General features: G+C 72.0%; 10 protein-coding genes. 3 read left to right on the forward strand and 7 right to left on the reverse strand.

Annotation, left to right across the window (positions count from 1 at the left end; genetic code table 11):
* Positions 1-246 precede the first annotated feature (246 nt).
* The 3 genes from M8542_RS38655 (at position 247) to M8542_RS38665 (ending at position 3,378) form a co-directional block, all read left to right on the forward strand.
* Positions 247-1,200 (forward strand): phytanoyl-CoA dioxygenase family protein, encoded by a 954-nt coding sequence (locus tag M8542_RS38655; protein WP_257925319.1) that lies wholly within the window; start codon positions 247-249, stop codon positions 1,198-1,200.
* Between the two features lie 85 nt (positions 1,201-1,285).
* Positions 1,286-2,077, forward strand: coding sequence for an arylamine N-acetyltransferase family protein (locus M8542_RS38660; RefSeq protein ID WP_257925320.1), 792 nt, complete (start codon positions 1,286-1,288; stop codon positions 2,075-2,077).
* 23 nt (positions 2,078-2,100) lie between these two features.
* The gene (locus M8542_RS38665; RefSeq protein ID WP_257925321.1) at positions 2,101-3,378 is read left to right on the forward strand and encodes a phthiocerol/phthiodiolone dimycocerosyl transferase family protein; all 1,278 of its coding nucleotides are present in this window, start codon (positions 2,101-2,103) and stop codon (positions 3,376-3,378) included.
* A gap of 59 nt (positions 3,379-3,437) precedes the next feature.
* Here the strand turns inward: M8542_RS38665 and M8542_RS38670 are convergent, their stop codons facing one another.
* The 7 genes from M8542_RS38670 to M8542_RS38700 form a co-directional block, all read right to left on the reverse strand.
* Positions 3,438-4,661, reverse strand: coding sequence for a cytochrome P450 (locus tag M8542_RS38670; protein WP_257925322.1), 1,224 nt, complete (start codon positions 4,659-4,661; stop codon positions 3,438-3,440).
* On the reverse strand, positions 4,658-6,319 hold the full coding sequence (locus M8542_RS38675) for a class I adenylate-forming enzyme family protein (protein WP_257925323.1): 1,662 nt from the start codon (positions 6,317-6,319) through the stop codon (positions 4,658-4,660). The genes M8542_RS38670 and M8542_RS38675 overlap by 4 nt, the downstream gene beginning before the upstream one ends.
* A 44-nt stretch (positions 6,320-6,363) precedes the next feature.
* Positions 6,364-7,926, reverse strand: a complete 1,563-nt coding sequence (locus M8542_RS38680) for an ANL family adenylate-forming protein (protein ID WP_257925324.1) — start codon at positions 7,924-7,926, stop codon at positions 6,364-6,366.
* Between the two features lie 42 nt (positions 7,927-7,968).
* The gene (locus M8542_RS38685; RefSeq protein WP_257925325.1) at positions 7,969-9,534 is read right to left on the reverse strand and encodes an ANL family adenylate-forming protein; all 1,566 of its coding nucleotides are present in this window, start codon (positions 9,532-9,534) and stop codon (positions 7,969-7,971) included.
* Between the two features lie 108 nt (positions 9,535-9,642).
* Positions 9,643-10,638, reverse strand: coding sequence for an acetamidase/formamidase family protein (locus tag M8542_RS38690; protein ID WP_257925356.1), 996 nt, complete (start codon positions 10,636-10,638; stop codon positions 9,643-9,645).
* 229 nt (positions 10,639-10,867) lie between these two features.
* On the reverse strand, positions 10,868-11,086 hold the full coding sequence (gene infA / locus M8542_RS38695; RefSeq protein WP_257925326.1) for a translation initiation factor IF-1: 219 nt from the start codon (positions 11,084-11,086) through the stop codon (positions 10,868-10,870).
* On the reverse strand, positions 11,083-11,640 hold the full coding sequence (locus M8542_RS38700; RefSeq protein WP_257925327.1) for a GNAT family N-acetyltransferase: 558 nt from the start codon (positions 11,638-11,640) through the stop codon (positions 11,083-11,085). Before M8542_RS38700 ends, infA begins: the two co-directional genes overlap by 4 nt.
* Positions 11,641-11,889 lie beyond the last annotated feature (249 nt).

The raw sequence follows: 11,889 nt of genomic DNA on the forward strand, positions 1-11,889 counted from the left end.
TTCGTCCGACTTCGCCGGACGGCACCGATGAAAGCTACGGCCGGAGCGCCGCGGCCTGGCATCCCTCACGCTGCTAGTAGTCCCGCTGTCGCCACTGCACCACGGAGCGCACCGGACATCAGCCCACCCCGGGCATTCCCGGGCCAGGTGCTGTCAGACCGAGGGATAGGGCTCGCCCCGCATCCGACCTAGCATCGGCTGCACGTACCGACCAACACAGATGCGAGAAGGAAGGGTGGCAAGTTCGTGGCTGTAAACGACACGATCACCATTCGCGTTGACGACCGGATCGAGCAGGCAATCGCCGCCCTGACCCGCGGCGGCGCGTCTGCCACGACGGCGATCGAGCGGGCGATCCTGGAATCGGCCAGGCGCGCCGCGCCCGCCCCTCCCAACGCGGCCAGGCCGGGTGCCGTCGACTCGACGACGTTGAGCGTGCAGCGCAAGCTGACCCGGGAACAGCTGCTGGAGTTCGCCGAGCGCGGCTACATCGTCATTCCGGACGTCGTGCCGCCGGAAATCCTGGCGAAGGCCAACGAGGCGGTGGACAAGCAGCTGAAGTCGCACCCGCCGAAGGACGGGCACGCCGGACCGCACTTCATGTTCCCGATGTGGGAAGAGGAGCCGGACCTCGCCGCGCTGCTGCGCGACACCGAGGCCTTCACCCTCGCCGAGGAGCTCACCGGTGACGGCGCCATGGAATACCCGTGGCAGACCCAGATCGCGATGACCTTCCCGCCCTACATCGACGACCGCGGCATGCCGCACATCGACGGCGGCATGCGCCGCAAGGCCGACGAGCCGCCGCGGACGTTCACCATGCTCGCCGGCTTCTTCCTGACCGACCAGGACGGCGACGACTCCGGCAACCTCTACGCCTGGCCGGGCACGCACCGCCAGCACGCGGAGTACTTCCGCAAGGTCGGACCGGACGCGTTCACCTCCTACCCGGACATCGAGCTGCCCGAGCGGGAGCAGGTCCGCGCCAAGGCGGGCGACCTGCTGCTGAAGCACTACATGGTCGGGCACAACGTCGGCAGCAACACCTCCGACTCGACCCGGCGCACGATCTACTTCCGCCTGAAGGTCCGCGGGCACGACGCGAACTGGCGGGAGATCATCCAGGACCCGTGGCACGACTTCACCCCGCTGCGGCCGCTGGTCTCGTCGTTCGAAAAGGACGGCGAAGCGGCCAAGTAGCGGTCCGCGGTCGGATCCGGCAGCCGGCAGGGGTTTCCCGACCTGCCGGCTGTCGGCGTGAAGGATGCCGGAAGAGGACGGGCGGATGTACGACAGCGACACGTATCTGCGGCGGCTGGGCTACGACCCCGCCGCCCGGCCGGCCGCGGACCTGGCGGGCCTCGTCGCCCTGCACAAGCGGCACATGGCGGCTATTCCCTTCAACAGCACGGCTTCCCTGGCCGTGCCGGCGCCGAGCGGCCGGCCGGTCGACCTGGTGGACTTCGACGAGGACGCGACGTTCGACTCGGTGGTCGCGGCAGGCAACGGCGGCGGCTGCGTCCAGATGACGCGGCTGTTCCTGCGGTTGCTGCGCGACCTCGGCTTCGACGCCGACCTGATCGCCGGCACGACGGCGGAAGGCCGGCAGGCCTACGGCGTCGAGGTCGAGCACATGCTCATCCTGGTCCGGGTGGCCGGCGAGTCCTGGCTGGCCGACATCGGGTACGCCGGGCCGTCGTTCGTCGAGCCGCTGCGCCTGGGCATCGAAGGCGAGCAGCGCCAGTACGGCTGCCGGTACCGGCTCGTCACCGAAGCAGACGGGTTGTCCGTGCAGCGCCGGCCGAAGCTCGGGCAGTGGAGCACGGTCTACGAGTTCACCACGACGGTCCGCGCCCCGGCGGACTGGGCGCCGGTGGACAAGGCGATCAACGCGGTGCTCGAGACCGGCGGCGACGACAGCGGGCTCTACAGCCGGGCGCTCTCCGACGGCCAGGTCGTGCTGAAGGGCCGCCGGCTGCTGACCGTCCGAGGCGGCATCGAGAAGACCAGCACCGTCACCGACGACGGCGCTTGGCACGCGCAGCGCAGCGCGATCCTGGCCGGCGAAGTCGGCTGACCCAGACGAACGAGGAGGAAGTCATGCGCCGACGGATTGCCCGGTCGGAACGGATGTACGTCAGCGAGATCAGGACGCAGGCACTGCAGATCTGCGTGGTGCGCGGCGGGGTCGACGCGCAGCTGCTGGACGCGGCGTTCACGGCGGTCCTGGCGGAGGCGCCGGGCCTGCGCAGCCGGCTGGAGAAGGACGGCGACGACTTTTACCTCACCCCGCTGGCCCCGGACGAGCTGCCCCGGCTGCACGTCCGGCGCAACGAGCCCGGGGCGCGGCTCGAGGAGTACAACAAGCCGCTCCACCTCGGCGGCCCGCTCGCCCGCGCGGTCCTGCTGACCGGGTCCGACGAGGACGTCGTGCTGTTCGGCGTCGACCACGCGATCAGCGACGGCCGCAGCGCGACCTCGTTCACCCGCCGGATCTGGCAGCGCTACATCGACATCCAGGAGGGCAGCTACGCCGCGCCCGACACGGCGTCGCAGGAGTACCCGAAGCCCCTGGACGAGTGGCTGCCGGCCCGCACCGACGCCGAGCTGGACGCCTACGTCCAGGAGCGGATCAAGCGCGCCGAGGGCGCGCCGGTGGCGTCGCTGCCGTTCTCGGCGGCCGGGTCCACGCCGCCGGTGCCGCCGGAGCAGCTGATGACGTCCCGCCGGCTGCGGCTGACGGAGCAGGAGACCTCGGGGCTGCTGGCGTTCGCGAAGGACGCCGGGGTGTCGGTGAACGGGCTGGTCGCCGCGGCCCTGCTGGCGGCGGTGCGCGCCGGCCTGCCCGCGGACCTCGCCGACCACCGGCTGTCCAGCTTCTGCACGGTCGACCTGCGCGACCAGGTCGCGCCGGGCCTGTCCCACGAGACGATGGTGCCGATGGTGTCGTGGTACCGCGACCTCCTCGACGTCCCGGAGGGCGCGGACCTGGTCAAGGTCGGCCACCGCTTCACGACGGAGCTGCGCGGCGCCATGGACCGCGGCGACGCGGCCCTGGAGATGCAGGCCCTGGACCGGCTGCTGGTCCACCCCCAGCTCTGGCCGACGAGCCTGGTGCTGACCAACGTCGGCCGCATCGACGGCCCGCCGTCGCCGAAGGGCCTGGAGATCGTCGACATGACGAAGTTCCCGCTGTCGAGCCGCTGGGACCCGGCGCGCGGATCGGGCCCGCTCCTGGCGTCGCCCGCGACGATCTACAACCGGTTCAGCATCGAGATGCCGTACAGCACGCAGTGCTTCTCGGCCGAGCAGATGGATTCGATCCACGACCACATCCGCGAGTCGCTGCTCGGGTTCGCCGAGCGGGCGCCGCGGTAGTCACCGGGAAAGCGAAACGGGCGGCCGGATCTCTCCGGCCGCCCGTTCGTGTTTCCCGGTCAGAATCGCACCGGCAACCGCAAAACACTCAACACCGGCGTCGTCAGCCGGACCGGCACCTCCTCGACCGGCACGTCCAAAGCCAGCTCGGGCAGACCGACGGTCAACGCCGCCAACGACTCCGACAGCACCAGCCGGGCCAGGCGCTGGCCCACGCACGCGTGCACCCCGTACCCGAACGCCAGCTGGGCCGACGCCTCCTGGCCCAGGTCCAGCGCGTCCGGGCAGGCGAACTTCACCGGGTCGCGGTTGGCCGACGGCAGCGCCACCGTCACCACCTCGCCCTCGCGGATCAGCTCGCCGCCCAGCTCCACATCGGACAGTGCCGTGCGGAAGATCTGGAACTGGTTGACCGACGTGTACCGCAGCAGCTCCTCGACCATCGCCTCGATGGCCGGCGCGCCACCGCCGGCGGCCGCCGCACGCAACGCCTTCAGCTGGTCGTCGTGGTGCAGCAGGGCCAGCAGTGACGACGCCAGTGCGCCCTCGCAGCTCGCGAAGCCCGCCGCGAACACGATCAGGAGCATGTTCGTGATCTCGCGGTCCGTCAGCTCCGCGTCGGCGGCAAGCCGGCCGAGCACGTGCTCGCCCGGCTCGACCCGGGCCTTGCCCACCAGGTCCATCAGGAGGAAGTAGGCCTTCGTCCCGGCTTCCCGCTCCTCCTCGACGCTGACGTCGACGTTGGTGGCGCTGTCGCTCAGCGCGTACAGGATCGGGCTTCCGGTGTCGAACGGGACACCCAGCACCTCGCACAGCACCCGCATCGAGAGCGGCCGGATGAACGCCGGCAGCAGGTCGACCGGCGAACCCTGCGCCCGCACCTCGGCGAGCTGCGCGGCGGTCAGCTCCGCCACCCGCGGGGTGTACGCCGTCGTGGCGCGGGCGCTGAACTCGCGGCTGAGCAGGTTCCGGTAGCGGGTGTGGTCCGGCGGGTCCATGTGGATGAACCCGCCCGGCACGATCGGCACCCCGGGGAAGATCTCGCCCTTCTTCGTCACCGGCAGGTGGGTGTCGTAGAACCGGTGGCTGAACGCCTGGCTGCTGAGCACCTCGCGGGCGAGGTCGTGGCTGGTGGCCAGCCAGCCGATGTGCCCGTCCGGGTACTCCATCCGGGTCAGCGGCCGGGTCCGGACCAGCTCGGCGAGCACCGCCGGCGGGTCGAACGGCTCGGTGCGGTCCCAGTGCTCCAAATAGGACACCGTGCGCGGGGTGGTCTCGGTCATGCGGTGACTTCCTCCTGTCCGGACCGGGTTTCCCCGGCGCCCTGCTCGGCGGCCCGCACCCGGAGTGCCTGCCGGTCCACCTTCCCCGCCGCGCCCAGCGGCAGCGAGGCCAGCAGCAGCAACCGTTCCGGGAACTTCCGCGGCTCCATCCCGGCCGCCGCGAGGTGCGCGGTGACGTCGGCCAGCCGCAGCTGCGCCGAAGTGGCGACGCAGGCGCAGACGCGCTCGCCGTACAGCGGGTCCGCGACCGCCACGCACGCGACGTCGCGGATCGCGGGGTGGGTGATCAGCACCGACTCGACCTCCGCGGGGCTGATGTTGAGCCCGCCGCGGATGACCACGTCCTTGCGGCGCCCGACGATCCGCAGCCGGCCTTCCTCGTCGATCAGCCCGAGGTCCCCGGTGCGGGTCCAGCCGTCGGGCGTGCGCTGCGAGGCGTCCAGCTCGGGCGAGTTGACGTAGCTCAGCGGCGACATCGGGCCGCGGGCGACGACCTCGCCGGTCGCGCCGGCCGCGACCTCGGTCGCGTCCGGGCCGACGACGCGGATGTCCGCGACGGCCGGGTCGGGCCGGCCGACCGTGCCGTCGTAGCGGCCCAGGCCACTGTTGCACGAAACCCCGTCGGCCGAGCCGTACAGCGAGACGACGGCACAGCCCAGGAGGTCCTCGGCGCGGCGCGCGGTGTCCAGATCCAGCGCCGACCCGCCGAGCACGGCGGCCTTCAGCGAGCTGAGGTCGGTGTGCCGGATCTCCGGGCAGTCCAGCAGCATGCGCAGCATCGTCGGCACGCCGAGCAGGTGCGTGGGCCGGGTCTCGGTGATGGTCCGCAGCGTCGCGATGGCGTCGAACGCCGGCCGCAGCACGAGGGAGCCGCCCAGCGTCGCGAGCGTGACCGGCGTGCCGCTGGAGCCGAAGGCCGACGCCAGCGGGACCAGGAAGAGGTTGCGCATCGTCGCCGGGGCGCCCGGGTGCAGGCCGGCCATCATCACGCCGCGCCCGCCGGCCAGCGCGTTGTGGGAGTACAGCACCATCTTCGGCTCCGCCTCGGAGCCGGAGGTGACCAGGATCCGCACCGGCCCGTCGGGGTCGATCTCCCGCGGCGCGAACTCGGCCGCGGAGGTCGCGAACAGCGCTTCGATCGGCACGCAGCCCGGCGTTTCGGCGGCGCCGTCACCCGCGACGATCACCGCGCGCAGCATCGGCAGCGCGTCGGCGTGCTTGCGGATGCGCTCGGCACAGGGATAGCCGTGGTGGTCGGCGACGGTGATCACCGCGACCGCCTCGGACCGGCGCAGCAGGCTCACCGCGTCCCGGTCGCCCCGGCCGAGCGGGAACGGCAGCACGATCGCGCCCACCGCGGCGACGGCGAGGTCGACGGCGCAGGCGAGCCGGGCGTTCGGCAGCTGGACCGCCACGACGTCGCCGTGGCCGATGCCGAGCTGGGCCAGCCCCGCGGCCAGGCGCCGGGCGGTCTGGTCCAGCTCGCCGTAGCTGACGGTCCCCTCGGCGTCCAGCACCGCCGCCGCCCCCGGCGAGCGCCGCGCGTGGCCGCGGAACAGCGAGTACAGGTCCTGGCCCGGGTAGTAGCCCGCGGCCGCCCATTCCTTGCGCAGGTCGGCGGGGATGTGGTCGGTGTGCCGGACGGAGGTGTGGTTCACGAAACCCTCGATTTCTGTGCCTGATGGAGAGCCACCGGAATCCCCTAGACCCGGGAGACGGGCCGGGTCAGCGCCGCGCGGGCGGCGACCTGCAGCTGGACCCGATCGGGTTTGCCCCAGCCGGTCTTCGGCAGCGACCGGCGGATCTCGATCAGGCCGGGGACGTGGTGGTCGGACAGTGCCTCGGCGACCCGGCGGCGCAGCTGCGCGACGTCGACGACGGTGTCGGGCTCGGGCACGACGGCGGCGTAGATGTGCGCCACCCGGTCGGTGTCTTCGACCCCGCAGACCGCGGCCTGCGCCACGCCCGGGGCCCGGCTGAGCACCTTTTCCACCACCTCGGGGTGGATGGGGACGCCGTTGATGTGCATCAGCTCCGAGAGCCGGCCGATCAGGTGCAGGCGGCCGCCGGCGTCGAGGTGCCCGAGGTCGCCGGTGTGCAGCCAGCCGTCGCGGACCAGCGGCGTGGGCAGCTTCGCCTCGTGCCAGTAGCCCGCCGACGGCCAGCGCGGGATCGCGCAGACCTCCCCGACCTCGCCGTCGGGCAGCGCCACGCCGGTTTCCGGGTGCCGGATGCTCAGCGCGTCCGGGTGCACCGGCCGGCCGACGTCCCCGTCGGTGTCCGGCTCGCCGGACGCGCGCAGCGTGACGACCCCGGCCTCGCCGGTGCCGTACACCTGGATCAGGGCCGGGCCGAAAGCCTCCTGGACCTCCCGCAGCCGCTCCGGCACCGCGGCGGTGCCGGTGTAGAACAGCTCGGTCAGGCTCGAGGTGTCGGTGCCCGCCCGGTCCGGGTGCGCGGCGAGCGCGAGCAGCTGGGGCATGCCGAGGAACAGCCGGGTGATCCGGTGCCGGGCGATCGCGCGCAGCACCGCGGCCGCGTCGAACCCGGGGTGCAGCACGACCACGCCCCCGCTGACGAGCGTGTCGTCCGCGCCGAAGCCGTCGGAGTGGATGAGCGGGGCGGTGATCAGGAAGGTCGACCGGCCGGTGGCCGGCGGCGGCCACGGCGCCGCGGTGGCCATGTCGTTCTTGACGCCGAACGTCCAGCAGACGCCGTTGCGGCCGCTCATCAGCCGGATCTGGGTGACCACCGCGAGATCGCCGTCGGCGATGTCGGGGCACGGCGCCACGTCCTCGGCACCGGCGGTGAGGTCCACGGAACCCGGTTGCCCGGCGCCCAGCACGGCGACGACCGGCCGGTCGGCGACGTCCGCGACCAGGTCCCGCGCCCGGGCCTCGTTGGCCTGGTCGACCGCCAGCAGCCGCACCCCGGCGACCGAGGAGAGGGCGCGGTGCAGCTCGGCGCGCAGCTCGTCGTCGGGCTCGCCCGGGTGGATCCAGCGCATGTGCGCCGCGGTCGCCCCCACGAAGTTGGCCGCCCACTGCAGGATCAGCGTGGCCGCGGTGTTCGGCTCGGTCAGGATGCCGACGACGTCGCCGCGCGTGACGCCCTGGCGGTCCATCGCGGCCGCGGCCCGGCGGGTCGCGGCGGCCAGCTCGCCCGCGCTGTGGAGCACTTCACCGCTGATCACCGCGGTGCGCTCGGGATCGGCGTCGAACCGGGTCAGCAACTGCTGGACGTAGTGCTCGTGCGTCGTGGTCATCGCCCGGTTTCGCCTTTCCAGTGCGGGAAAACGCCGATTGCCTCAGACCCGGGAGACGGGCCGGGCCAGCGCCGCGCGGCCGTCGGCGCGCAGCTGGGCCCGGTCGGGCTTGCCCGGTCCGGTCACCGGCAGCTCGCGCCGGATCTCGATCAGGCCGGGAACGTGGTTGTCGGTCAGGGCTTCGGCGACCAGCCGGCGCAGCTCGGCCGGATCCACCTCCGCACCGGGCTTCGGCACGACGGCGGCGTAGATCCGCTCCACCCGGTCGGCGTCCTCGACCCCGCACACCGCGACCTGGGACACGCCGGGCGCCTGGCTCAGCACGCGCTCGACCGCCTCGGGGTGGATCCGGATGCCCTTGACCTTCATCATGTCCGCGAGCCGGCCGCTCAGGTGCAGGTAGCCGTCTTCGTCGAAGCGGCCGAGGTCGCCGGTGCGCACCCAGCCGTCGCGCACGAGCGCCGCGGTCAGCTTCGGCTCGTGCCAGTACCCGACGATCGGCCAGCGCGGGAGCGCGCACACCTCGCCGACCTCGCCGGCGGGCAGCGCCGCGCCGGTCTCCGGGTGCCGGACGCTCACCGCGTCCGGGTTCACCGGCCGGCCGACGGTGCCGCACCGGCGCACGTCGTCGTGGTCGTCCGGGACGAGCATGGTGAGCACGCCCGTCTCGGTCGTGCCGTACACCTGGATCAGCACCGGGCCGAAGATTTCCCGGGCCTCGCGCAGCCGCAGCGGCGCGCCGGGGCTGCCGGTGTAGATCAGCTCGGTCAGCGTGGACAGGTCGGTGGCCGGCCGGTCCGGGTGCTCGGCGAGCGCGTACACCTGCGGGGTGCCGAGGATGAGCCGGCCGATCCGGTACTCCTCGACCGCGCGGAGCACGGCGCCCGCGTCGAACCCGGGGTGCAGCGCGACCATGCCGCCGGTGATGAGCGTGTCGTCCGCGCCGAACCCACTGGAATGGGTCAGCGGCGCGGTGATCAGGAGGTTGGTCTTGCCGCTGCGGCCGATGGCCGAGGTGGCCATCTCGTTCTTGACCCCGAAGGTCCAGCAGACGCCCTTGGGCAGGCCGCTCGAGCCACTGGTCTGGGTGATCACCGCGAGGTCGTCGTCGGCGATGTCCGGGCACGGGACAACGCTTTCGCCGGAGCCGGCGGTGAGGTTCACGGTGTCCGGCTGCCCGGCGCCGAGCACGGCCAGGATCGGGCGGTCCGGGGTGTCCAGCAGCTCGCGGGCCCGCTCCTCGTTGGGCGGATCGACCGCCAGCACCTTCGCGCCGACGTCGGCGACCACGGCGCGCTGCAGCTCGAGGCGCAGCTCGTCGTCCGGGACCACCGCGTTCATGCCGCGCACGTGCGCGGCCGTCGCCCCGACGAAGTTGGCCGCCCAGCGCAGGATCAGCGTCGCGGCGGTGTTCGGCTCGGTCAGGATGCAGACGACGTCACCGCGGCCGACGTGCTGCCCTTCGAGCGCGGCCGCGGCGCGGCGGGTCGCGGCCGCCAATTCCCCGGCGGTGAGAAAAACGCCATCACTGACCATCGCGGCACGATCCGGATCGGCGTCGAAATGGGTCAGCAACTGCTGGACGTAATGTTCGTGCGTTGTGCTCATGACCCGGTTTCGCCTTCCTGGTCCGGGAAAAAATGCGATCGTGCGCGATGAATCGCAGGCTAACCGGCAGGTGCCGTGCCCCCCATCCCTCACATTGACGGCAAGGCCTCAGGCGCCCGGACGCAGCCAGCGGTCGACGCGGTCACGCAGTTCGGCCGGAAAGATGTCCTTGCGCAGCAAGCCGTGCACGCCCTTGGGCGGCAGGGGGACGTCGACGTGGTGGACCTCGGTCTGGTCCGCGTACTGCGTGATGCGGAAGCTCGCCGCCATGCTGCACAGCGCGTGGGCTTCGTGCGGGGTGACGCCGGACGCCGCGCTGAACCAGCTGATCAGCCCGCGCAGGCAGTCGATCAGCGCGGCTTCCAGGCTGTCGGCCAGCCCGATGCCGATCCAGTGCGTGGCCGTCTCGGCCAGCGGCCGGGTCAGGCCGAGGTTCTTGTGGAGGTCGTAGCGCATCCGCAGGCGTTCGGCCGTGGACTTCAGCGCGGTCTGGTCCACCAGGCCGTCGCCCTGCAGGGCGTGGATGTCGCCGAGCCAGATCCGGGCGCCCGGCTTCGCGACGGGCAGGAACAGCGAAGACCCGACGGTGAGCTCGGGCAGGGCGAGGTTGCCGCCGTGGTCGCCGCCGACGAGCACGCTCGTCTCCTCGTCACCGGCGGGTTCGACCGCGATGACGCCGGGGAACGGGTCGAGCGGCAGCGAAATGCCGTGGACGTACTCCGCGCGGGTGCGGGTCTCGTCGAACCTGAAGTCGTGGCCGTAGGGCTTGTCGAAGTCGTAGGGCAGCGCGCCGGCGCGGGTGGGGAAGGCGTTGCCGCCCCAGTCCCCCAGCCGCAGCTCGGTCAGCCGGCACTCGACGACGTCACCGGGTTCGGCGCCGGTCACCTCGACCGGGCCGACGATCTGCCAGGGGCAGCCGGGGTACTCCTTGCGGAGCCGGGCCCGGTCGGCCGGGGACGAGCCGTACCGCAGCTGGTTCTGCCAGTTGGTCCAGGTGTCGGGGTAGAACACCTCGTCACCGGGCTCGATCTTGGCGGCGGGAGCCGCGCCGGGATCGAGCACGCCCGGCCGGACAGTGGCCATTGTGGACTGAACGGTATGCATCGTCACGGCAGCCACGCTAAGCAGCCGAAGACGGGCCCGGCAAGGAACTCCGGCAGGTCAGCGGCCAAGACTGTCAACGTGACTGAGGCGACACCCACCGCCTCGGAAACGCGAAACGCCGCCGGACCGGAACACGGCCAGGCGGCGTTTGGGTGCGGCGGTGGGTGCGGCGGTGACGCCGATCCTCGTCGAGGACCCGCGCCACTTCCGCTCCGGCGGGACGCCGGAGCTACATCCGGTGCCGGAACGTGATCCGGCCGCGGGTCAGGTCGTAGGGGCTCAGCTCGACCGTCACCGTGTCCTCGGGAAGGATCTTGATGTAGTGCTTGCGGAGCTTCCCGCTGATGTGCGCGAGAACCTTGTGACCGTTCTCGAGCTCCACGGTGAACTTCGCGTCCTTCAAGCACTCCACGATGGTGCCGACTACTTCGATACCCCGGTTGTTCACTTTTGCCACTTCAACTCCAGGCTGTTGCTCGCGCGGCGGGCGCCTACGCCCTCCAACAAAAGGATGGCCGCGGTGTCGGTTTCGTCGACCTCGGTCGACGCGAGACCGAACCCGCGGGTGTGCACATCGCCCAGCGCGTGGAGCAGCAGCGCTCGGCCGATGCCACGGCGCCGCTGGTCGGCACGGACCTCGACGAAGAGGATACGCGCTGGGCGCGGAGTGCCGTCATCCCGCATCGACGACGAAAGCCGGATCACACCGATCTCGGCCCCGTCGGCCGTCGCGCGGAACTCGTCACCACCGCCGGTGATGCGCACCCCGGCCGGCGTTTCCGCAGCCCGGGGCAGGTTTGCGAGCTTCACGAGGTACTGCCGCTCGCGTCGCTCGCCGGTGGAGCCGACACGCCGCCGGTTCGGGGTGGTCTCCGCGTCCTCGGCGCGCCACGCGTCGATGCTGATGAAGTCCCGCCCGTCCGGCTTGCGCATGGTCTGCCCACGCCCGACCACCAGGTCGTCGAGGGCATGCCACTGGTCCGCGGCGACCCGGTCGATCACCGGTTCCGCGGTGGGATGTGTGTTGACGTCGATAACTGTCGCCTTCCAAGTGCCTGAGGGGCGCTCTGGCGACGTGTACCTCAGTCGTCCGCCGTGAGGAGCAGGGAGAGCACCCACTTCGATCCATCGTTCACGGGTCTCACCTCCTGCAGGTCGTTCACGGCCGCGATCAACAATACCAGAGGCGCCGGGGACGGGTACGCACGGTAGCTCGTGACGTCGAGCACCTGGGCCGCGGTGGCCGGCCCG

This window comes from Amycolatopsis iheyensis (assembly GCF_024703995.1).
Classification (GTDB): domain Bacteria; phylum Actinomycetota; class Actinomycetes; order Mycobacteriales; family Pseudonocardiaceae; genus Amycolatopsis; species Amycolatopsis iheyensis.

Bases quoted from the DNA above. Each gene is read 5' to 3' on its own strand.
- M8542_RS38665 (WP_257925321.1), top strand. From the start codon at position 2,101: ATGCGCCGACGGATTGCCCGGTCGGAACGGATGTACGTCAGCGAGATC.
- M8542_RS38690 (WP_257925356.1), bottom strand. From the start codon at position 10,638: ATGCATACCGTTCAGTCCACAATGGCCACTGTCCGGCCGGGCGTGCTC.
- M8542_RS38660 (WP_257925320.1), top strand. From the start codon at position 1,286: ATGTACGACAGCGACACGTATCTGCGGCGGCTGGGCTACGACCCCGCC.
- M8542_RS38685 (WP_257925325.1), bottom strand. From the start codon at position 9,534: ATGAGCACAACGCACGAACATTACGTCCAGCAGTTGCTGACCCATTTC.
- M8542_RS38680 (WP_257925324.1), bottom strand. From the start codon at position 7,926: ATGACCACGACGCACGAGCACTACGTCCAGCAGTTGCTGACCCGGTTC.
- M8542_RS38670 (WP_257925322.1), bottom strand. From the start codon at position 4,661: ATGACCGAGACCACCCCGCGCACGGTGTCCTATTTGGAGCACTGGGAC.